This is a genomic window from Mesorhizobium sp. WSM4846 (assembly GCF_055811415.1).
Genome location: NZ_JBVVPZ010000008.1, coordinates 44,237 through 65,393, shown reverse-complemented (window position 1 = coordinate 65,393; position 21,157 = coordinate 44,237). Strand labels below are relative to the sequence as shown.

Annotated in this window: 24 protein-coding genes and 2 pseudogenes; 11 read left to right on the top strand and 15 right to left on the bottom strand. The window is 61.8% G+C overall.

What is annotated here, in order from left to right:
* Positions 1-133 precede the first annotated feature (133 nt).
* Both AC0L15_RS09890 and AC0L15_RS09885 read left to right on the top strand, forming a co-directional pair.
* Positions 134-364 carry a YdeI/OmpD-associated family protein gene (locus AC0L15_RS09890; protein ID WP_287319468.1) on the top strand — a complete coding sequence of 77 codons (231 nt, stop codon included), beginning with the start codon at positions 134-136 and terminating at the stop codon, positions 362-364.
* 201 nt (positions 365-565) lie between these two features.
* Positions 566-1,105 (top strand): GNAT family N-acetyltransferase, encoded by a 540-nt coding sequence (locus AC0L15_RS09885; RefSeq protein ID WP_128169895.1) that lies wholly within the window; start codon positions 566-568, stop codon positions 1,103-1,105.
* A 51-nt stretch (positions 1,106-1,156) separates the two neighbouring features.
* On the opposite strand, the gene AC0L15_RS09880 is transcribed toward AC0L15_RS09885, so the two are convergent.
* Positions 1,157-1,942 carry an IclR family transcriptional regulator gene (locus AC0L15_RS09880; protein WP_128169896.1) on the bottom strand — a complete coding sequence of 262 codons (786 nt, stop codon included), beginning with the start codon at positions 1,940-1,942 and terminating at the stop codon, positions 1,157-1,159.
* Positions 1,943-2,134: 192 nt separating this feature from the next.
* Here AC0L15_RS09880 and AC0L15_RS09875 point away from each other — a divergent pair, with 192 nt between their 5' ends.
* The 5 genes from AC0L15_RS09875 to AC0L15_RS09855 all read left to right on the top strand — a co-directional run bounded on the left by AC0L15_RS09875 (position 2,135) and on the right by AC0L15_RS09855 (position 7,371).
* The gene (locus AC0L15_RS09875; RefSeq protein ID WP_091595596.1) at positions 2,135-3,112 is read left to right on the top strand and encodes a Bug family tripartite tricarboxylate transporter substrate binding protein; all 978 of its coding nucleotides are present in this window, start codon (positions 2,135-2,137) and stop codon (positions 3,110-3,112) included.
* 129 nt (positions 3,113-3,241) lie between these two features.
* Complete coding sequence (locus AC0L15_RS09870; RefSeq protein WP_077379464.1) at positions 3,242-3,778, top strand: tripartite tricarboxylate transporter TctB family protein; 537 nt, start codon at positions 3,242-3,244, stop codon at positions 3,776-3,778.
* Between the two features lie 4 nt (positions 3,779-3,782).
* The gene (locus AC0L15_RS09865; RefSeq protein WP_128247366.1) at positions 3,783-5,306 is read left to right on the top strand and encodes a tripartite tricarboxylate transporter permease; all 1,524 of its coding nucleotides are present in this window, start codon (positions 3,783-3,785) and stop codon (positions 5,304-5,306) included.
* Positions 5,307-5,321: 15 nt separating this feature from the next.
* Complete coding sequence (locus tag AC0L15_RS09860; protein ID WP_128169899.1) at positions 5,322-6,506, top strand: CaiB/BaiF CoA transferase family protein; 1,185 nt, start codon at positions 5,322-5,324, stop codon at positions 6,504-6,506.
* Positions 6,507-6,519: 13 nt separating this feature from the next.
* Entirely contained in the window at positions 6,520-7,371 is an 852-nt protein-coding gene (locus AC0L15_RS09855; RefSeq protein ID WP_023797466.1) for a citryl-CoA lyase, read from the top strand.
* Here the strand turns inward: AC0L15_RS09855 and AC0L15_RS09850 are convergent.
* From AC0L15_RS09850 to AC0L15_RS09790, 13 genes and pseudogenes are all read right to left on the bottom strand, one after another.
* The gene (locus AC0L15_RS09850) at positions 7,347-7,856 is read right to left on the bottom strand and encodes an NUDIX hydrolase (RefSeq protein WP_128173503.1); all 510 of its coding nucleotides are present in this window, start codon (positions 7,854-7,856) and stop codon (positions 7,347-7,349) included. The genes AC0L15_RS09855 and AC0L15_RS09850 overlap by 25 nt on opposite strands.
* 128 nt (positions 7,857-7,984) lie before the next feature.
* Positions 7,985-8,281 (bottom strand): hypothetical protein, encoded by a 297-nt coding sequence (locus tag AC0L15_RS09845; RefSeq protein WP_287245970.1) that lies wholly within the window; start codon positions 8,279-8,281, stop codon positions 7,985-7,987.
* A gap of 321 nt (positions 8,282-8,602) precedes the next feature.
* Positions 8,603-10,039, bottom strand: coding sequence for an HlyD family type I secretion periplasmic adaptor subunit (locus AC0L15_RS09840; RefSeq protein WP_287245971.1), 1,437 nt, complete (start codon positions 10,037-10,039; stop codon positions 8,603-8,605).
* A gap of 9 nt (positions 10,040-10,048) precedes the next feature.
* Positions 10,049-11,809 carry a type I secretion system permease/ATPase gene (locus tag AC0L15_RS09835; protein WP_473496287.1) on the bottom strand — a complete coding sequence of 587 codons (1,761 nt, stop codon included), beginning with the start codon at positions 11,807-11,809 and terminating at the stop codon, positions 10,049-10,051.
* A gap of 78 nt (positions 11,810-11,887) precedes the next feature.
* Positions 11,888-13,129 (bottom strand): CAP domain-containing protein, encoded by a 1,242-nt coding sequence (locus AC0L15_RS09830; protein WP_287245973.1) that lies wholly within the window; start codon positions 13,127-13,129, stop codon positions 11,888-11,890.
* Between the two features lie 240 nt (positions 13,130-13,369).
* Positions 13,370-13,555: pseudogene (locus tag AC0L15_RS09825) on the bottom strand (response regulator transcription factor); the annotation flags it as partial.
* 387 nt (positions 13,556-13,942) lie between these two features.
* Positions 13,943-14,125 (bottom strand): hypothetical protein, encoded by a 183-nt coding sequence (locus tag AC0L15_RS09820; protein ID WP_236392819.1) that lies wholly within the window; start codon positions 14,123-14,125, stop codon positions 13,943-13,945.
* A complete protein-coding gene (locus tag AC0L15_RS09815; protein WP_023797481.1) occupies positions 14,125-14,313 on the bottom strand; it encodes a DUF3606 domain-containing protein in 189 nt (62 codons plus the stop codon). Before AC0L15_RS09815 ends, AC0L15_RS09820 begins: the two co-directional genes overlap by 1 nt.
* A gap of 279 nt (positions 14,314-14,592) precedes the next feature.
* Positions 14,593-14,853 (bottom strand): DUF982 domain-containing protein, encoded by a 261-nt coding sequence (locus AC0L15_RS09810; RefSeq protein ID WP_167366476.1) that lies wholly within the window; start codon positions 14,851-14,853, stop codon positions 14,593-14,595.
* Between the two features lie 167 nt (positions 14,854-15,020).
* A complete protein-coding gene (locus AC0L15_RS09805; RefSeq protein ID WP_027153036.1) occupies positions 15,021-15,251 on the bottom strand; it encodes a hypothetical protein in 231 nt (76 codons plus the stop codon).
* A gap of 133 nt (positions 15,252-15,384) precedes the next feature.
* Positions 15,385-16,146: an NYN domain-containing protein gene (locus AC0L15_RS09800; RefSeq protein WP_091595693.1), complete on the bottom strand. Its 762-nt coding sequence runs from the start codon at positions 16,144-16,146 to the stop codon at positions 15,385-15,387.
* Positions 16,147-16,232: 86 nt separating this feature from the next.
* Positions 16,233-16,505, bottom strand: coding sequence for an Atu4866 domain-containing protein (locus AC0L15_RS09795; RefSeq protein ID WP_287064764.1), 273 nt, complete (start codon positions 16,503-16,505; stop codon positions 16,233-16,235).
* Between the two features lie 85 nt (positions 16,506-16,590).
* Positions 16,591-17,315, bottom strand: a pseudogene (locus tag AC0L15_RS09790) (SDR family oxidoreductase).
* Between the two features lie 139 nt (positions 17,316-17,454).
* Here AC0L15_RS09790 and AC0L15_RS09785 point away from each other — a divergent pair.
* From AC0L15_RS09785 to AC0L15_RS09775, 3 genes are all read left to right on the top strand, one after another.
* On the top strand, positions 17,455-18,345 hold the full coding sequence (locus tag AC0L15_RS09785; RefSeq protein WP_287245974.1) for a LysR family transcriptional regulator: 891 nt from the start codon (positions 17,455-17,457) through the stop codon (positions 18,343-18,345).
* Positions 18,346-18,570: 225 nt separating this feature from the next.
* A complete protein-coding gene (locus AC0L15_RS09780) occupies positions 18,571-18,978 on the top strand; it encodes a hypothetical protein (RefSeq protein WP_287245975.1) in 408 nt (135 codons plus the stop codon).
* A 207-nt stretch (positions 18,979-19,185) separates the two neighbouring features.
* Positions 19,186-19,641, top strand: coding sequence for a YybH family protein (locus AC0L15_RS09775; RefSeq protein ID WP_236392813.1), 456 nt, complete (start codon positions 19,186-19,188; stop codon positions 19,639-19,641).
* A 253-nt stretch (positions 19,642-19,894) separates the two neighbouring features.
* On the opposite strand, the gene AC0L15_RS09770 is transcribed toward AC0L15_RS09775, so the two are convergent.
* Positions 19,895-20,083 (bottom strand): DUF3606 domain-containing protein, encoded by a 189-nt coding sequence (locus tag AC0L15_RS09770; RefSeq protein ID WP_287245976.1) that lies wholly within the window; start codon positions 20,081-20,083, stop codon positions 19,895-19,897.
* Between the two features lie 143 nt (positions 20,084-20,226).
* Here AC0L15_RS09770 and AC0L15_RS09765 point away from each other — a divergent pair, with 143 nt between their 5' ends.
* Positions 20,227-21,051, top strand: a complete 825-nt coding sequence (locus AC0L15_RS09765) for an ATP-dependent DNA ligase (protein WP_287246589.1) — start codon at positions 20,227-20,229, stop codon at positions 21,049-21,051.
* The last annotated feature ends 106 nt before the right edge of the window (positions 21,052-21,157 follow it).

The following is a 21,157-nucleotide window of genomic DNA, read 5'->3' as shown; positions in this document are numbered from 1 at the left end:
TCCCTCCGTCGGACGGCACAGCGGACGCTGAATCAATTCATGCGAAGGGTAGCATCGTTCGGCAAGATTCCCATGCCGGAGCTGGAGTTCGCGACTACGTTGACGCCAAATCCTGACAGCCTAAATTTTGACCATGTCCAGACTGAAACGCGCCTTGAACCCAATGCCGGACGACATCCGAACCGCTTTGACAAAGCAGGGTTTGATGGCGGCTTATGATGACAGACCGGATTATCAGAAGAACGACTATCTCGGCTGGATCGCTCGTGCCAAACGCCCCGAGACAAGACACAAGCGGCTCGACCAGATGCTGGACGAATTGAAGCGTGGCGGCGTCTACATGAACATGCCGTGGCGCGGCTGAAATCGCGCTTGTCAGGTCACAGTTTCCCGCGGTCGAAGCGCCTCGACCTCGTTTCTCGCGCTGGAAGATGATCTGCCCTGTCCTGGCTCTTGTTGGACATTTGGGCGACATGCATGAGGCACCGGCAAAGAAACACTTTGAATTTGCGCATGATCGTTTCGGAGGCGGTTTTTCGGCGATCATGCGCCGCGAGGCAGAGTTATGGGAAATCCAGGAGCAGCCAGTGCACCGGTCATCGAGACGAAGCGAACCATCTTGCGGCCACACCAGCTCGATGATTTCGATGCCTATGTTGCCATGTGGGCCGATCCGGACGTCACCCGCTTCATCGGCGGCAAGCCGCGCACGCGCGAGGAAAGCTGGATGCGCTTCCTGCGTCATGCCGGCCTGTGGTCGCTGCTGGGCTACGGCTTCTGGGCGATCGAGGACAAGGCATCCGGCCGTTTCATCGGCGAGGCCGGTTTCCACGATCTGAAGCGCGACATGGTGCCGTCGATCGAAGGCGTTCCTGAAGCCGGTTGGGCGCTGGCCCCGAGCGCACATGGCCAAGGGTTCGCCAGCGAAGTCGTCGGACGGGCTCTCGCCTGGGGCGACGAGGCATTCGGGCGTGCAAGGACTGTCTGCATCATCGATCCGGAAAATTCCGCTTCGCTGAGCGTCGCGGCCAAATGCGGCTACAGCGAAGTGTTGCGGACCACCTATCACGACGACGCGACGATCCTGCTGGAACGGCAGCCCTAGGGGGTTGCGGCCTGTCATCCGGTGGTTCTGATCGGGCCGAATCGAGGCTTTCTAGGCCTGCCGCTTCAGCACCGGGCCTTCCGCTTCGGCCTTTAGGGCCGCCTGTTCGAGCATCGAGGCGTCTTCGCCGAAAGCGCGGGTGGCGCGCGCGGCCGCCTCGATCAGCGGATTTTTCATGCGCTGCAGAAAGGCCGCGTCGACGCGCGTGCTCGGGCCGGACAGCGTCAACGCACCGAGCAGGATGTGCCCCGGCCCGAACACTGGTGCCGAGACGCCCGCCGTCTCGGGGTCGCGATCGCCGACCGACAAACAATGGTAGGTTTTGCGGATCGTCTCGTATGGTTCGCCCTGCTGACCGGAAAACGCCGCAAGCACGCGGCCGCCTGTGCCGGCCAGCAGGGGCAGCACGTCGCCTTCCCGGATGGTGTAGCGGATGGGATGCTTGGACTCGACGCGGTAAAGACAGGTGCGCACGTCGCCCGAACGGACATAGAAAGCGACGCTTTCCCAGCTTCGCTCGGCCAGATCGCGCATGATCGGCAGCAGGATGTCGATCGCCACCACCGAACGCTGGTATAGGGCACCCAGCCGAAAGGTGGCAGGGCCGACACGGTAGCGGCCGTCGTCGAGGCGCTCCAGCAATTGCCCGCGCAGCAACGAGTTCGCCAGCCTCAGGATCGTGCTCTTGTAGAGGCCGGTGCGCGCCGCGATTTCGGCCAGGCTGAGCGAGTGCTCGGCAGCAGCGAAAGCGTCGAGGATGGCGATCGCACGATCGAGCGCGGCAACGCCGTTGGTCGACGCAGGCTTGGATTGTGTTACGGTTGTCCGCTTGACCACGTCGTTCCGTTCCCAGTTGGACAGAAGGGCCGATCGGAACAATTGTGCCGCATCCGGGCAGTTCTGTCTAGCAGAATGCCATTCCGGTTGACAGAACGATGCAAAGACTGCATGAATTTTTGTCGAGCGGGTCTGAATTCAGGCTACGTTGCTGGCAGGCACCGGAGGAGGTGTCGTGATTGGAGGAACCCCATGCTGAACAGACGCAGATTTTTAACGAGCACCGCCGCTGCCGGCGCCGCCGGTTTCGCAGCGTTGCATCTCTCGCCCGCTTTCGCGCAGGACGCACCGCAGATCCAGATCTTTGTGCCGGCAGCGCCCGGCGGCGGCTGGGACCAGACGGCGCGCACGATGGACCAGGTGCTGCGCAGTGAGAAGCTGATCTCCGGTTCGCAGATCACCAATGTCGGCGGCGCCGGCGGCACAGTCGGCCTGCCGCAATTCATCAGCCAGTGGAACGGCAAGGGCAATTCGCTGATGGTTGCCGGCATGGTCATGGTTGGCGCCATCATCGCCAACAAATCGGCCAATAATCTCACCGAGGTCACGCCGATCGCCCGCCTCACCGGCGAATTCGAGGCGCTGGTGGTGCCGGCGGCTTCGCCGTTCAAGACAGCAGCGGATTTCGTCGCCGCCCTCAAGGCCGATCCGACCAAAGTGCCGGTGGCTGGCGGTTCGGCCGGCGGCTCGGACCACATATTGTTCGGCCTTATCGCCAAGACGGCCGGTGTTCCGGCAGCCAACCTCTCCTACGTGCCGTTCGCCGGCGGCGGCGAGGCATTGTCGGCGCTTCTCGGCAACCAGGTCGCGGCCGGCATCTCCGGCTACGGCGAGTTCTCCGAACAGGTCAAGGCAGGCGCGCTTCGGCTGCTTGCCATTTCCGCGGACAAGCGCCAGGAAGGCATCGACGCACCGACGATGAAGGAAGCCGGCATCGATGTTGAACTGTTCAACTGGCGCGGCGTCTTCGCACCGCCGGGCGTTTCCGACGCCGACAAGGCGGCGATGATCACGCTGGTCGAGACGATGGCCAAAAGTGAAGCCTGGGCCACCGAATGCAAAAACCGCAACTGGACGCAGATCCTGCTCACCGGCGACGACTACGCGAAATTTCTCACCGAAGACACGGCTAGGATCGCAGCCATCCTCAAGGACCTCGGCCTTGCCTGATGTCCCCGGAGAGGGGCGGTCTGCACTGCCCCTTTCCGATGTTCGCCAGCCGCATGGACATACGATCCGGCGCGAGTGAAACTGCGATGAGGTCGGCCGTGGGAGACCGGCTATCCAGGGAGGACGATCATGAGCACCAGCGACCAGCAGGCGGCGCGGCCGCGCCTTGCCGTGCCCGAATTGCTGATCGGCATCGGGCTTCTTGCCTGCGCCGGCGCAGTGGCCTGGCAGACTCTGTCGATTCCGGTGTCGCCGCTCTACTCCAAGGTCGGCCCGACCGTCTTCCCCTACATCACCATGGTCGGCATGACGGTCCTTTCCCTGCTGCTGATCGTCGCCGCTCTGCGGGGCGGCTGGCAGCCGGAGGAAGAAAAGGAAACCCCGACCGACTGGAAGGCGATGGGCATCGTCGCCGTCGGACTGGTCGCGAATCTTGTTCTGATCCAGCCGCTTGGCTTCACCGCAGCCTCGGTGATCATGTTCGTTCTCATCTGCCACGGATTCGGCAGCAGACATCCGCTGCGTGACGTGCTGCTTGGCCTGATCCTGGCGCTTGCCGCCTATTTCGGCTTCGCCAGGGCGCTCGGCGTCAACATCGGCGCCGGCTTCATCGAGAACCAGCTGAACACGGGCCTCGATTCCATTATCCGTATGTTGAGAGGCTGAAGCCATGGAAACGCTTGGCCATCTCGCGCACGGATTTTCGGTCGCCTTTACGCCGGTCAATCTCATGTGGTGCCTGCTCGGCACGACACTGGGGACAGCGATCGGCGTGCTGCCAGGCCTCGGACCTGCGCTGACCATCGCCCTGCTTTTGCCGATCACCTACCAGGTGGCGCCGGAAGCGTCCTTCATCCTGTTTGCCGGCATCTATTACGGCGCCATGTATGGCGGTTCGACGACATCGATCCTGCTCAACACTCCGGGTGAAAGCGCGACCATCGTCACTGCGCTGGAAGGCAACAGGATGGCCCGTTCCGGCCGCGGCGGCGCTGCACTTGCCACCTCGGCGATCGGCTCCTTTGTCGCCGGCACACTCGGCACGCTGGGGGTCGCCTTCCTGGCCCCGGTCGTCGTCAAATTCGCGCTGTCCTTCGGCCCGGCCGAATATTTCTCGCTGATGGTGCTGGCCTTCATCACGGTTTCGGCGGTGCTCGGCTCGTCGTCGGTGCGTGGCCTGACCAGCCTGTTCATCGGTTTCGTCATCGGCATGATCGGCGTCGACCTGCAGACCGGGCAACCGCGCTTCACCTTCGGCATGAGCCAATTGCTCGATGGCGTCGACGTGATCGTCGTCGCGGTCGGCCTCTTTGCGGTCGGCGAGACGTTCTACATGGCCTCGCGCCGCTATGCCGGCAAGGACGAGATCGTGCCGCTGAAGGGCTCGCTCTACATGACGGCGGCCGAATGGGCACGCTCGTGGAAGGCTTGGCTGCGCGGCGCCCTGCTCGGCTTCCCGATCGGCGCGCTGCCGGCCGGCGGCGCCGAAATCCCGACCTTTCTGTCCTATGCAATCGAGAAAAAGCTCTCCAAACACAAGGAGGAGTTCGGCACGGTCGGCGCCATCGAAGGCGTTGCCGGGCCGGAAGCCGCCAACAACGCATCGGCCGCCGGCGTGCTGGTGCCGATGCTGACGCTTGGGTTGCCGACCTCGGCGACGGCCGCGATCATGCTGTCGGCCTTCCAAAGCTATGGCATCAATCCCGGGCCGATGCTGTTCATGACGCAGGCCAATCTGGTCTGGGGGCTGATCGCCAGCCTGTTCATCGCCAACATCATTCTCGTCATCCTCAACCTGCCGCTGATCGGGTTGTGGGTGCGGCTGCTGAAAATCCCGGCGCCGCAGCTCTATGCCGGCATCCTGGTGTTCGCCACGGTCGGCACCTACGGTATTTCTCAGTCGCCGACCGATCTCGTCATCCTCTATTTGCTCGGCGCGGCCGGGTTCCTGATGCGGCGCTTCGATTTCCCTACGGCGCCGGTCATCATCGGCATGATCCTGTGGCCGCTTGCCGAAACACAGTTCCGCCGCGCGATGACCATCTCGAACGGCGACTGGTCGGTGTTCTACAAACATCCGCTGTCGCTGACGCTGCTGACGCTGGCGTTCATCGGGCTGATTGGGCCGCATATCTACGCTTACATCGAACGCCGGCGCATGCGTGGACCGGAACACGTGCCGGGCGATGCCTGACCTGTTTGTGACATCATGACCGATCTGCTGTCCGGCATCCGCGTCCTCGACCTGACCAACGTTCTGGCTGGCCCCTACTGTGCCTATCAGCTGGCGCTGCTCGGGGCCGATGTGATCAAGGTCGAGGCGCCGCAAGGCGGCGATCTGGCGCGCCAGCTCGGCGGCTCGCCGGAACTCAACAGCACCGGCATGGGCGCTTCGTTCTTGGCGCAGAACGCCGGCAAACGATCGGTGGTGCTCGATCTCAAGAAAGAGGCCGATCGCGAACGGTTCCTCGATCTGGTCGCCTCCGCCGACGCGCTGGTCGAGAATTTCCGCCCCGGCGTGATGGATCGGCTGGGGCTCGGCTATGCCAGGCTGAAAGAGGTCCGCCCCAGTCTTGCCTATTGCGCGATTTCGGGCTTCGGCCAGACCGGGCCGATGCGCGATAATCCGGCCTACGACCAGATCATCCAGGGTCTTTCGGGCATCATGAGCATCACCGGCACAGCGCAGACCGCGCCGCTGCGTGTCGGATACCCCGTCGCCGACACGCTGGGTGGGCTGGTCGGGGCGTTCGCCATCACGGCGGCACTTGTGAAGCAGAAGACGACAGGCGAGGGCGCTTTCCTCGACGTGTCGATGCTCGAATGCACGCTTTCCGCGCTGGGCTGGCCGGTCTCCAACTATCTGACGGCTGGCGTCGAGCCGCAGCCGATGGGCAACGAGAACATGACGGCGGCACCTTCCGGCACGTTTCGCACCGGCGACGGTCTGCTCAACATCGCCGCCAACAAGCAGGAGCAGTTCGTCACGCTCTGCCGGCTGGTCGGGCTGCCGGAGCTGGCGTCGGACCCGCGCTTTGCCGAGCGCGAGACGCGCAAGCGCAACCGCATCGCCTTGAAGGCGCTGATCGAGGATGCCCTGGCGAACAGCTCGGCCGCGGCCTGGGAGGAGACGCTCAATCGCGCAGGCGTGCCGGCGGGCAGGGTGCTGACGATCCCGCAGGTGCTGGCCGAGCAGCAAGTGATCGAGCGCGACATGACCACCCGTTTCGATAGCATGCCGAACATCGACCGACCGCTGACCGTCGTGCGCGGCGGGTTCATGGTCGATGGTGCAGCACCATTGCCGACCAAGCCGCCGCCGGCGCTGGGCGAGCATATGGACGAGGTGTTTGCCAGTCTGCCGCCGCGCGTCAAGAAAAGGGCGCAGGCATGAGCGACGCGAGAACATGAGCAACGTTGAGAAAAAAACCGGCCGCGAGCGCGGTGAGGAATGGTGGCAGACCGATATCATCGAAATGCGCCCTGGCGTGATCCGGCTGCGTGGCTATGAGATCCAGGACCTGATCGGCCGCGTCAGCTTTCCGGCGATGATCTGGCTGATGCTGCGCGGCGAACTGCCTGGCGAGGAGCAGGCGGCGCTGCTCGGTATCGCGCTGGGGGCGGCCGTCGACCACGGGCCGCAGGCGCCGTCGATCGCCATTGCCCGCATGGCGGCCACCTGCGGCGTCGGCATCAACAGCGCCATGGCTTCAGCCATCAATGTGCTTGGCGACGTGCATGGCGGCGCCGGCGAGCAGGCGCTTGCCTTCTACGGCGACATCGCCGCGGCACTGGACGCAGGCGTGACGCTTGCCGATGCCGTCGCGTCGCGGCTCGATCGCTTCTTCGCCGAGGAAAAATCCTATGTGCCGGGGCTCGGCCATCGCTTCCACCCGGTCGATCCGCGGGCGCCGCGTCTCATCGAGCTGACCCGCGATTTTGCCGCGCGCGGCGTCGTCAGCGGACGTTTCGCCGACATCGCCGAGGCTGTTGAGGCCGAGGTCGCGCGGCGCAAGGGCAAGAAGATCCCGCTCAACATCGACGGCGCCACCGCCGTCATCTATGGCGAGCTCGGCTTTCCGCCGCCGCTGACACGTGGCCTTTTCGTGCTGTCGCGCTCGGTCGGCATCTTGGCGCATGCGTGGGAACAGTCGCAACAGAGCGACCGCAACAAAGGACCACTGCCGCGCGAATGGTTGTGGGCCTATACCGGCACGCCGGTCCGGTCTTTCCCTCAGGGAGAGGACGACGCCAAATGAGACCTTGGTTCAAGTTCGCCAGCGGGCGCTGGCTGGGGAATTTTCAAGTTCTTCAGCAGCGTTGAAAGTTCGGGCTCGTCGATAAGCACGGCTGCGTCTTCCGGCGCCAGCCATGCCCGCTGCCGCCTTTTGGCTTCCTGCCAGTTGGCCAGTTCCTCCGTCACCGCCAGCAGGTAGACGGTGACGTCGACGCGGACGAAGCGGTTCGTCAGCCGCTTCCAGTAGGAATAGGTGCCGGCCGGCTGCTTCAGCGTCTTGCCGAGGACGCCGGCTTCCTCCCGCGCTTCGATGGTGGCTGCCTTGCGCCCACTCTTGCCCTTCATCGGCCAGCCCTTGGGCACGATAAAGCGCCTTGTCGATATCGAGGTGACCAGCATCACCTCGACGCCGCCATGTCTGCCCAGCCGAAAGGGAATTGCCGCGACCTGGCGGATCCGCTCGCCCTTCCTCGCCTTGCGCACGACCTTCTTCTTGGTGGCTGCCATTGCCGACGATCCAATCAGGGCAGTGCCCAAGCGCAAAGGCACGTTGCGAAATCAAAACCGCCTTTGCTGCTACTTTAAGTAGAGCGGCGTTCAAGCATATCAGCTAAATAAATGAAAACGCCGGGCCATCAGCGGCAGACGCTGATGAAGCGGCTGCCCGATCGCCGCAACTGGCAAGTAGGCGCCATCTGCGGCACATCTGGCCGTTGCGGCACGACCACGCGATCCTGGGCACGGAACTGCTGTTGCTGCTGCTGAAATTGCTGCCGTCGCAGCCTGTTCTCCAGCATCTGCAATTCGCCTTGCAGGACCACGGTATTGCGATTGGCGGGAGCGACGTTCTGCGCGGAGACAGCCGCGCCCGACAGCATCGCTGTTGCCAGGGTTGCCCACATCAAGATCGTCGAAAGGCGAAGCGGCGACATCCATCCATTCCCTTACGAAACAGAACCTTGCGATTATATAGGGCGTTTGTCTGATGATGCCATGGATTAAAACCCCACGCCGGAGCGGAATTGGCTGACTAGCCAGTCAGGGCGCAAAGCCCGTCGACCGATGTGTGCTGGCAAAGGGCACCAATACGAGGCCGACGACAAGAAGCTGGAGGGCATCCTGCAGTTCCATGCCTTTCAGGCCTGGATTGGATAATTTGAACCGCAACGTCGCACAGTTGAAAATCGCGGCACGGGCGGCGCTGCGTTCCCCGGAGCCTTTGGCCACGGCACGGCGATAGCCCAGCTGCGCGACTATTCGCGGAATGCGCGGCTGATCTGGTCGGTCAATGGCTTCATCAGAAACGAGATGACGGTGCGATCGGTCGTGCGCATGAACGCCTCCACCGGCATGCCCGGCTTGAGGCTTTCCGGATCCAACGAGCCAAGCTTGCCTTCGTCAAGCCTGATCCGCACGCTGTAGTAGGATAGTCCGTTCCGCTCGTCTTCGACGAGGTCGGGAGAAACCGTTGCTACATGTCCTTCGATTTCCGGCGTGACCTGCTGGCTGAACGCCGACAGCCGCAGATGGACAAGCTGGCCGGGCTGGACCTGATCGATGTCTTGAGGCGCGATGCGTGCGTCCACAGTCAATTCGTCAGCGGTCGGGACAATCATCATAATTGGCTCGCCGGTCGTGACGACGCCGCCGACCGTATGGATCGCAAGCTGATGCACCCGTCTGTTCTGGGGTGAACGAATATCGGTCTGTCTAAGCAATTCCTCCGCGGCGATCTTTCGCTCTGCCAATTCTGTGGTTCGAGCCTCCGTTTCGCGTAATTCTTTCGCGACCTCGCTGCGCCAATCCTGCTGGATCTGGATGATGGCCATTTCTGTTTCGCTGATTCTGCCGTTCGCTTCGGCTATCGCAGCGACGAGTTGGCCGCGCCCTCCCTCGATCTGAGCCTCGCCCCGCTCCAGGTCCAGGAGTCGCGACCGCTGGACGAGTTTCTTTTCCCAAAGGCCCCTGACGCCCTTGATCTCGTCGCGGACCAACGCAATCTCGTGCTCCTTGGCCGCCCTTTGTGCCTCGAGGCCCGCTATCTCCTCCTTGAGCTGGCTCACCCGTTGCCTGCGTTGCTCGATTTGGGCACGGTAAGCTCCCCGTCGCAAAGCGAAAAGTTTCTGCTCCCCGCCGATCACACGCGCCACATGTCCAACAGAGGAGCGGCTGGTGAGATCCTCGGAAAAGGCTATCGCCTCGGCATCCTCACGCTCCGCTGTGAGGCGTGCCTCCCGCGCCGAGAGTTCGTCCAGGGTATTGGTTATGACGGCGAGATTGGCGCGTGTAAGCGTGTCGTCGAGACGGAGCAAAATATCGCCTGCTCTGACTTCATCGCCGTTGCGCACGTTGATCTCACCCACAACGCCGCCGCTTGGATGCTGAACCGCCTTGACGTTGGATTCCACTGCGATATGGCCGGTAGCGATGACGGCGCCTGACAATTCCGTCGTTGCGGCCCATGCACCAAGGCCGCCGACAAGCAGCGCCACGGTTGCGGCGCCAAGAAGCATATACCGGCGAAGGGATAAGTCGTTCTGCGTCGGCTGCGATCGCACATCGGTAGGGAGGTTAGCCCGAACGAACAGCAGCCCGCCGATTTTGCCCTTCACGCCGGCCAGATGGCTCGCTCCGGCACGAATATGCGGAATCATATACGCCGTTACGCGCGCCAAAGAACGATCGATCATGAAATAACGTCATCCTGATGCCTTTGCCTCCGGGGCAACTGCTTGAAGCGTTCCCACGGAGGCACTCCGCGTCGTGCCCCGGACGACCAGATCCCTCGCCCCAAATGCGTGCTGACGGCCGGAGTCGAGAACAAGTAAAAGGTCCACTGCCGCCAGGGCGCTTGGACGATGGGCGATTACGACAACCGCGCCGTGCCGCTGTTTGACTGCAAGGATCGCCTGGGTCAAAGCCTGCTCGCCTCCAGCGTCCAGATTCGAGTTCGGTTCATCCAAAACAACGAGGAAAGGATCACCATAAAGCGCGCGGGCCAGTCCGATGCGCTGCCGCTGTCCTGCTGAAAGCGATGCGCCGCCCTCGCCGATCTCGGTCTGATATCCGCGAGGCAAGCGCAGGATCATTTCGTGCATGCCCGCGGTCTTGGCCGCCGCGATAATGGTTGCCGGATCCGGAGAAGGATCAAAGCGGGCAATGTTTTGAGCAATGGTGCCTGCGAAAAGTTCGACATCTTGCGGCAGATACCCGATGTGCCGCCCCAGTGCCTCAGCCGGCCACTGTTCGATGGCGGCGCCGTCCAGGCGGATTTTGCCGCGCGCTGCCGGCCAGACGCCGACGAGCGCCCGCGCCAGTGACGATTTGCCCGATGCACTCGGACCGATGACACCGAGCGCGGAGCCGGCGCTCAGCGAAAACGTAATGTCCTGTACAACAAAACGGCGCTCGCCTGGCGGAACGACGCCGATCCCTTCAACCGAGAGTTCGGTCCGCGGCGGCGGCAGCTGCAAGCGATCCTCTGTGGCGGGGAACTCCCTGAAAAGTTCGCTCAGCCGATGCCAGCCTTGTCTAGCGGCAAGAAAGTTCTTCCAGTGCGCAATTGCGAGTTCGACTGGCGCCAGCGCTCGCGCGGTGAGAATAGAACTTGCGATGATAATGCCAGGCGTGGCTTCCTGGCCGATCACCAAATACGCTCCGATCGCGAGAACGACTGATTGCAGCAGCATCCTAAAGCCGCGGGAGAGCGCGCCGAATGAACCCGTGACATCGCTGGCGCGCATCTGCGCCTGCCTGTATTTGCCGTTTGCTTCCGCCCAGCGCGAGGCCATAGTGGATCTCATGCCCATCGCTTCGAGCACCTCGGCATTGCGGATGCTTGCCAGTGCGATATTGCTGCGCGCTCCGGCATATCCAGACATTTCGGTTGCTGGACGGCGGACCGTTTTCTCCGTGAGCACGGTCAATGCCAAAAGCAGGATCGCCCCAATCAGCGCAGCCAGGCCGAGCCAAGGATGGAAGGCAAAACAGAGCGCGAGATAAAGCGGCATCCACGGCAGGTCGAAAAGAGTGGCGGGACCACCGCTGGCCAGGAAACCGCCGATTTGATCGAGATCGCGCACCGGCTGCATGCCCTCGCCCGAACGGCCTCTGGCCAAGGGCAATTGCGACATCACGCGGTAGGTCCGCTCACTCAGGCGCTCGTCGAGTCCGCTGCCGATACGCGCCAGCACCCGGCCGCGGATCGCGTCGAGTGCACTTTGAAAAACATATAGAATCGAAATCAGCAGGACCAGAGCCACCAGCGTCGGCACGCTACGGCTGGGCAGGACCCTGTCGTAGACCTGCAGCATAAACACCGAGCCGGACAACATCAGCACGTTGATAAGGCCGCTGAAAGCCGCCACCGCCAAAAAGGCGCGCCGGAAATGCGCCAGGCAGGCAGCCAATTCGGACTTCGCCCTCGGCGGGCGGAGCTTCTCTGAACCAGATTGTGACATTGATGTCCCCTCGATCAACCGCATGCGTCAGCAGGCGATGCGGGCCCATAACTGCAGGCCCGCATCGTCCGGCATTGGCTACGCGGCCTGATCGGCGATCACGCTGTTGTTATGCGCAGACAGTTGCTCGATGAGTTTCGCAGCCAGCGCGTCGGCATCGCCCGCTTGCGTATGTGCATACTCTGCCCAATCAAAAGCCGGTCTCGGATCGCCCGCATTTGCTAGCGCGGTCGACGCATTGTCCCGGACCTGCTCGATAGCGTCGTCGAGTTGGCCCCGAGCGTTCCCGAGTTGTGGAAACACGATGTTATCGCCGTCAAGCGCCACCTGTGCAACACTCTCCTTAGCCGTGCCAGGCGTTCCTTCAGCCTCCTCATGTTCGGCCAGGGTCTGGTCAGACCGGAAGTTTACGCCCTGTTTGCCGAAGAAGGTTGCAAGCCACTGGGAGCCAGAATTCGGCTGCCCAGAATCCGGCGGCGTTGTCGGGGCCGGTTCAGCTTGCGCCGTTGGTGTCGGGGCCGGCTCAGCTTGCGCCGTTGGCGTTGGTTCCTGCTGCGGCGCCGGATCGGAAACTGCCGCCGGTTCATCCTGAACGGCAGCGACGGCTCCCTGCTTCGGATCGACGAGATCGAGTTTGACGTTCTTGCTCCCGACAGAGACGGTGCGCGTCGAAGCTTCGATGCCCGCCCCCGAGAAGGTTACTGTGTAGGTGCCGGGCTTGAGCGCGAGGTCGTAGCCGCCGGCGCCCATGGTCTTCGTCGTAAACGTCGCGCCCGTCGAACTCTTCGCTGTGATGGTGAGACCGGATAGACCTTCACCGGGATCGTAGAACCTATCCCCGTCCTTGTCGTCGATCGCCACACCGGTCAGGAACAGGTCTGATCCGGTCTTGGCGAAATTCTCCGCCACGAAACCGCTGGAGCGCCCCCGGTAATCGCCAACCTCGAATCCAAGACCTACCTCGCGGAAGTTCCCGTTGAGGATGTTGGCACGATGACCCGGGGAGTTCATCAGGTTGTTGTGCAGGAGCAGAATCTCGTCATTGTAGCCCGTCGGTGACCTGGTCGTAGCCCATGCGATGTTCTCTCCTGTCGCCCAGGAGCCCGTTAGGGTGTAGCCGGCAGCCTTCATACGCTGGGTGGGCGAGGACCCTCCCGACCCCGTGTGAGAAAAGGTGTCGGTTGCAAGCATCCATCTGCTGTGCCCCTCAGCCGCCTCGCTGAGATCATTATCGAAGGCCAGCGGCTGCACTCCGGCCTTAGCCCTCTCCGCGTTGATAAGTTCAAGTAGATATTGTTCATGTGCGCTATGTTGCGGCATTAGATCGTCGCTCCACTGTTTCGTTTTTGGACGGTCCCGCCAAGCTGTAGAATTTCCCAATCACGCTTGGTAAAATCCGACTGTGGCTAACCTGCGGCAAGCAGCTGTTAACCATGATTTTGTTAAAGAGAATTTGTGGGGATGCGATAACACAAAATTTCACATTGTAATGCAACCAGCAAGTGTGACATTCAATTATGCGGGTTCTCGCGATGCGCGACGTGCGCGCCAGGCCGTGACGCGGCTGGAAAGGATGACGACGGGAACATCCAGGCCGTCGTCCCGCCATTTGCGCAGCAATTCGTGACCGCCCATGCCGGGGAGGCCGAGATCGAGCAGGATCAGGTCCGGCTTTTCCGTCTCCACGAGTTCGATCGCCGTCTTGGCGTTCGGCGCCTCGCTGATCGCATAGCCCTGGCTGCCAAGAACGTGTCGAAAACGCGCTCCAGATCGGCGCGCGGAATGCCCGGCCCCTCGTCCAATAATGGCGACCGAGATGTGTCCTTCCCGACTGAATATGGATCCAAACCCCATAAAGGTTCGAGACGTGGCGAAGAGGAAAGAAATAAGAATCCTATAAAGGATTTGCCGTCGCGGCTCTCAGCGCGGCGCTCAAAGACAAGGCGTGCGGCGGGGCGAAGCCGCCGAAAATCAGCGATTTCGCGTATAGATCACGGCATAGTCGTCCGCATACGCCCGCTTCCATCCGAGTTCATCGAAGAAGAGGATGGGGCTGTCGTCCAGCGTGCGAATGGCTGGCGGGTGCGAAGCTGATGCGGGAACCAGAGCGGACACGCTCCGCCACTTGGCTGCTCAGCCTTCGGCCTTGAAGTTCTTGGCTTCCTTCTCGACCTTGGCGCTGTCCTTGCCGTGCTTGCGCATCAGATCCTTCGCCTGGTTGGGCGAAACGTCGGTGGTCTCGGCCAGGCGCAGGGCCTCCTTGTCGTCCGGTTCGCGTTTCTTCCGATCGGCCATTGCGGTCCGTTTTTCAGCCATCACAATGCCTTTATGCTCTTGGCGATTTCGTTCAGAACCTTGCGGTCGGTGCCGTGGCGCTTGATCAACGTGCGAGCCTGGTCGGGAGTGATGCCGGCTTCCTCGGCGAGATGCCTCACCTCATAGTCTTCATCGCCGGCTACTTGTGAGCGATCGCGGTTGTCGGTCTTGGTCTTGTCGTCGGGCATGGCAGTTCACTCCTCGCTTAGACCTGGAGCATAACGGCGGAGATTTCGTGAGGTTCCTTAATGCATGTCGCCCAAAAGTGCGCAGCGGTTTTGGGACAACGACAGCATAAACAGCAGCAATGCATGTCGCCCAAACGTGCGCAGCGGTTTTGGGACAACGACATGCATAAACAGGAGCAATGCATGTCGCCCAAAGCTGCGCAGCGGTCTTGGGCAACGACATCCCTAAAAACAAGAACCAAAAGCACGTGGCATCGAGCTCTTCAGACGTGACGCGCTTTAATGCCGGCCTTCGCGCACAAACACATGGGCTTCCTTGGCGGCCGCCGTGAATGCCCGCCGCGCAGTGCCAACCGCCCGCCGCTGCTCCATCGCATCCATCATGGCTTTCAAGGCCGCGCGATATTTCGGCCCGCGCTTTTCGTCTGGCCATTTGTCGACCAGAAGCGAGGCCGCCTGGACCGTCCTCGTCACAGAAAGCCGGCGTCCGGTCCGTTCGCTCTCGATCGTCACCGGAACGTCGAACTGTTCATCACGCATTGCCGCCACTCCTCGACCCCAAGGACAGCAACGGCGAAGCCGGATTATTCGTTCCGACAGCGAATGGCGCGATCCATCCCGGTCACAATTCATGGTTACTGAGTGGCTTATGTCGCCAGTCTCATTTTAGACAGTGCGCAAGCCAATTGCGGGCCGGGTGATGTGCATTAGCGGCACCGATGGTCGAACACGATCCCCATGGTCCTGCCAATTGCGGTCATGACGATAAGCTCGACCAGTTGGTCGTCGCTGTCCGTACAAGCTGGGCCTGCCCGGCGGATGGTGTCTATTGCGGCTCTGGTCGATATGGTGTCGCCGGCGCGGAATTTTGAAAGCGCTGATGAAACAAGTTCATGGGCCGGCAAGTCAACGACAGGCGCTCTCGAAACGATGTCCATTGGCCTCCTCCGCCATGAACTCTCTGCCACGAGAATAATACGCCGAATGGTGGTTTTCGCCAGCGAAATTGTGGTCCGACCAGATGCCGATCGGACACCAATTGGACTGGGGACAGCTAGCTTTTTGCAGGGCTCAGCGCGATGCTGCCGACCTCGATTTCTCTCTGCCCTTCGCAGCTGGCTTGACCCTTATACGCATCGCTCCGCCCTCGGGATGATCGATCTCAAAGGCATTGGTCTTGCGCACGAGATCGCTCAGCTTGCGAAAGCCGAAGGTTCTGGGATCGAAGTCCGATGCCAGATTGGCGAGCTGATTGCCGACAATGCCGAGCGGCACCCAGCCGTCCTCGGTTCCCATCTGTGAAATGACCCTGGTGATGATCGGCGTCGCGGCGCTGGGCGGCTGCAAGGACTTCGTCGGCGCCGCATCGTTCGCGTTGGCTGGCGCAGTCGGCAGCAGGTTCTCGGTGTATACGAACCGGCGGCATGCCTGCCGGAAACTCTCCGGCGTCTTCTGCTCGCCAAACCCATAAACGTCGATCCCGTGCTCCCTGATGCGAGCGGCAAGGCGGGTGAAATCGCTGTCGGACGACACCAGGCAGAAGCCTTCGAACCGCCCGCTGTGGAGAAGGTCCATGGCGTCGATGACGAGCGTGATGTCGGATGCGTTCTTGCCGGTGGTGTAGGCGAATTGCTGCTGCGGGATGATCGCATGCTTCGACAGCACGTCGGCCCACGCCTTTGAGCGGGTGCTGGAGAAATCGCCGTAGATGCGACGGACGCTTGCCTCGCCGATCTTCGCGATTTCCTCGAACAAGCCGTCGGCAATCTTGGCCGAGGTATTGTCCGCGTCGATCAGCACTGCAAGCCGTGGAGAACGTGGTTCGGTTGGCAAGGTGAGCCCCTGTTTTTGGCTGCGCACCAGAGACATATGGTGCAGCGGCGCCATGCGAAACCTTTTTATCGAAATACGAACGTCATCTACTTCTCCAGATACAAAATCATGCCGGCGTGGTGCAGCACATCGTCGATGAACGTTCCGTCAGCGGTAAAGCCGGTGTCGTCCCAGTAGTTGATGTGATTTCCCCGGATCTCATAGCGCCCCTGGTATGCGCTCTTACGGTTCCCGCGCGCTTCGTCATAGCGACCATTTGGAAGCAAGTTGTGGCGGATATGGCCATCGGCCGTGACCCACATCCCGACATAGGGGTGGCTTGCCGAAGGTCGGGCAGCGGTATTTTGCGCGATATTCATCCGGGCGAGGCCTTTCTGTGCGGATAAGCCGGCCGCGCCGGCAACAAGCACGGCAGCGGCAAGTATGGAAATCTGTTTCATGAGACTACTTTCTGGCTGTCGGCCGGATGACGATCTCGTTCACGTCGACATCGTCCGGCTGTTCGATGGCAAAGCGCACGGCACGGCCGATCGCGTCGGGCTGCAGCGCAATGGCGCGATAGGTCTTCATCGCTTCCACCGCAACCGGATCGGTGATCGTGTCGGCGAGCTCGCTCTCGACCACGCCGGGGTGGATGCAGGTGATGCGGATGTCGTCGTGCTCCTGCCGCAAGCCATCGGAGATGGCGCGGACCGCGTATTTGGTTGCGCAATAGACCGCGGCTGTCGGCGATACCGAAAGCGCGCCGATGGAGGCGATGTTGACGACATGGCCGGAGCCTCGGGCCGTCATCTCCGGCAGCACCGCAGCGATGCCGTAGAGCACGCCCTTGATGTTGACGTCGACCATTCGGTCCCATTCGTCGACCTTCATCGAGGCCATCAGCGACAACGGCATGACGCCGGCATTGTTGACGATCACATCGACGCGTCCCCAGCCTGGCGCGCCGCATCGGCAAAGGCGGCGACATCGGCGCGGTCGGTCACGTCCAGGCGGCGTGTCAGTGCCTCCCCGCCCTTTGCCCTGATCTCTTCTGCGAGGGCGTTCAGCCGATCGGTGCGGCGCGCGCCGAGCATGACCTTTGCTCCTGCGGCACCGAGCTGCCGGCCGATGGCGGCGCCAATGCCGCTCGAAGCCCCGGTGATGAGCACGACTTTGTTGAGAGACATATTTGGGTTGAGGGACATGTTTGGTCTCCGTCTGGTTGATCTTGCGAACCGCGATGCAGCGGTTGCCACGAAGATGGATCTGTTTCACTGTAGCGATAAGACGACCATTTGTTTACAGCGTTGAAAGCACAGCTAACCAATGCAGCCGGATCTCAATGCGCTTGCCGTCTTCGCCCTCGTCGCCGAGGAGCGGAGCTTTCGCGCGGCTGCGGACCGGATGGGCGTCACCCGCTCGGCGGTCAGCCAGACGATGAAGCGGCTGGAAGAGACGCTCGGTATCGGGCTGGTCCAGCGCACGACGCGAAGCGTCAGCCTGACCGAGGCTGGCGAACGCCTCTACGCCGAGATAGCGCCCGCCATCGCCGACATGCGCGCCGCAATGGAGAGCACCGGGGACCTGCGCGGGCGTCCGCGCGGGCAGTTGCGGCTCGCCGTCTCATCGATCGCCGAGCGCTTTCTTTCAGGGCCGTTCCTGACGACCTTTGCCGAAGCCAATCCGGAGGTCCGGATCGACATCACGGTGACGGACGAGGAGTTCGATATCGTCGCCGAGGGATACGATGCCGGCGTCAGGCTCGGCGAGGTGATCGAGCAGGACATGATCGCGGTGCCTGTCGCCGGTGACGAGCGGCAGCTGGCCGCCTGCGCGCCGGCCTATCGTGATCGGTTTGGCGAGCCGTCGCATCCGCAGGAACTCGCGGGCCATCGCTGCATTGGCTGGCGTCGCGCCCCGAAGGTCGCGCCCTATCGCTGGGAATTCGCCGAGGACGGCAAGGAGTTCAGCGTCGCGGTCGCGCCGGCGATCACGACCAACGACATGGCGTTGATGATAAAGCTCGCCATTGCCGGCGCCGGCATCACTTTCGGCATGGAGGAAAGCTTTCGCCCGTGGATCGCTCGGGGCGAACTGGTGCCGGTTCTCGTCGACTATTGCCCGCGCTTTGCCGGCTTCTACCTTTATTATCCGAGCCGTCGCAACGTCGCGCCGAAGCTGCGCGCCCTTGTCGAACACCTGCGGCGTCCTGGCTAGCGTTTTCCACGCGGACGATTGAACCGAAATCGCTTTCCGGCCGCCCGCTTTGGGACGGAGTCCAGATCGTCAATCTCCGCTGTGCGCACCGGTATCTCGATCTTGCAATTATATTAGTGTGAGCGCATGTTTTCATCAGCCGGCGCAAGCCGGTTAGGCCCGGCGGCCAGCCGGTCACCCCCAACAGGCTGCCGGGCCGCCAGCAACGGCTTGGGAGGACATGACATGCCGAAAATCTCGGAACTCTTTTTCAAGACAGCGATCGTCTTTCTTATTTTGGGAATTGCAGCCGGCCTGCAAATGGCAATTTCAGGCAATCACGGCGCCTACCCGGCTCACGCACACATCAATCTCCTGGGATGGGTAACAAGTGCAATATTCGGTGGGTACTACGCCCTGAACCCGGCAAAAGCCGCCCGCAGTATCGCAATGGTCCATTATGGCGTCTATAATCTTGGCCTGGTGGTGATGTTGCCGGCCCTCTACTTGATGCTGCATGGAAATCCGGCGCTTGAGCCGATCGTCGCCACCGGCTCAATGATCGTCGCTGGCAGCGTGCTCATCTTTGCCTTCGTGGTTTTCTCCGCCGAAACGGCGCGCTCCGTCTCGGGAATACCTGCGGTTCCACACTAAACGGTGTCAGGATATTGCTGAGCCAAGCCCGCGCCTCTGGCGGAGAAGGCGGGCCGATGGGTAGTGGGCTGAGAGCGTCTGGCGCTTGCGCGATTAGATAAGCCTAATGCAAATCAGGTCTGGCCGATTGAGTGGGCGCGGCGGCGCACTCGGGTTGGGCGTGCTATTCATCCGGTAGATATGTCGACCACGCAAAGGGAGGACGAGATGAGACCGGTTAAGTCATTCGCATTTGCTGCTGTGCTGCTTCTATCGTCTGCATTGTCTGCGGCCGCCCAGTCGGCTCGCGAGGACATCGAAGCGGCGCTGCCGAAATTCACGGACGCCTTCAATAGCGGAAACGCGGCGGCGGTGGGTCAATTGTATACCGAGGACGCTGCCTTGCTGCCGCCCGACGGCAAGCGCGTCGATGGCCGCAAGGGCGTGGAAGAATTCTGGCAGGGCGCGATCAAAGGCGGGATGAAGAATCTCACCCTGAAGGCGCTGGAAGTGGAAGAGAGCGCGAACCTCGCCTACGAAGTTGGCGCATTTACGCTCGATGCGCCGAGCAAAGACGGCGCCCTCTCCACCCTTGTGGGCAAGTACATCGTCGTCTGGAAAAAGGGCGACGACGGGACATGGCGCCTGCATCGGGACATCTGGAATTTAGGTGCCGCCCAATAGGGATTGAAATCCAGGCCTCATTGACCGGCTTGGCGTAAGGTGCGGCTGGTTTTTTGCGTTGGAACAAAGGCTTAGGTAGAAAGTTTGGCTTCCGCAGCATTATTTCCTGTGCAGACATGCTGCGAGATCGGCTCGTCCCTCCGTCAGCCCGCGTCCTCTTCCCCACCACGGGGCGCGGGTTTTTCTGCCTATCGTACGGAAATAGCCAAAGACCAGCCGGCGATCGGCGGCCCCAGGTCTGAGAGTTTGGTCATCATTGTGCCGGCAATGCCTTCGCGGCAGCGGTCAGAGTTGCCCGATCGTTGCCGTGCTTGCGGATCAGTTCGCGCACCTGCTCCGGCGTGATGTTGTTCTGCAGAGCGAAAAAGTTCACTTCATAATCGTCGCTCGCCGATATCGCGTTGCGGTCGCGAAAGTCGCGTTTGCTTTGGTCGTCTGCCATACCAGACACTCCTTTAGGGCTTTCTAATATTTGCTATGGCTAATATACGGAGATGACCGAGACTGGGTTCCATGCGCAGGCGGGCAAATGCCGGTACCGGCCGGCTAGAGTTCATTCCCCCGATGGAGCCAAAGCTGGTGGCCATGCCGCCCGCGGGTGACAACTGGATTCATGAGATCAAGCTGGATGGCTACCGCGCCCAGATCATTATCAACAGCCCCGAGGATATCCGCGTCTATACCGAAACCGGTAAGGACTGGACGCGTCAATATCTGGGCATCGTGGAAGCCGCGGGTGAGCTTGAGGTCAAGAACGCCATCATCGACGGCGAGGCGGTCGTCACCGACAAGGCCGGCATGCCCGACTTCAACGCGCTCCAGAACGCCGTCCACAACAATCCCTATGGCATGTACCTGTGCGCATTCGACATTCTTCACCTGAACGGCCATGATCTGCGCGACATCGGCTGCAAGGCACGCCGTCAACTTCTCAGCGGTATCATCAAGCCGCACAGCCGCATTCGGTTCAGCGAGGCCCTGCCTGGTGACGCGCAGTCGCTCTTCCACCTCGTCGAGGAGGTCGAGCTTGAGGGAATTGTTTCGAAGCGCGCCGACAGCAAATATCGCAGCGGCCTGACCTCGAACTGGCTGAAGACCAAGAGCTTCACGGTCGATGTATTCGAACTGCTGGGCGTCGAGCGCCAGCCCGGCGAGGCAGCCTTCGCCCTTTTGGCACAGCCCGGCACCAGGACATTTGTCGGTTCCGCCCTGATCAGCCTGGGCCGCGACATGAAGGAGCGGCTGTTCAAGCGGGTTCGGGAGCATGCCGGGCCGCCGCCACAGGCCATGAAGAAACGGCCGGGCACACAATGGCTCAGGCCCGGGGTGAAGCTGCGCATCAGGCATCTTCGCGGCGACCACAGCCACATACGCAATGCGTCGCTGCTGGGTTTTGGTGACGAGAGCTAGTGCGCTTTGTCTGCCCCCTTTGAGCGACGGGCGCTTCGGCGCCGCTGCCAGAACGACGTCGTGACCTGGGAGTGGTTCACGCGGCTGGCCAACGACTGGCTGCCCA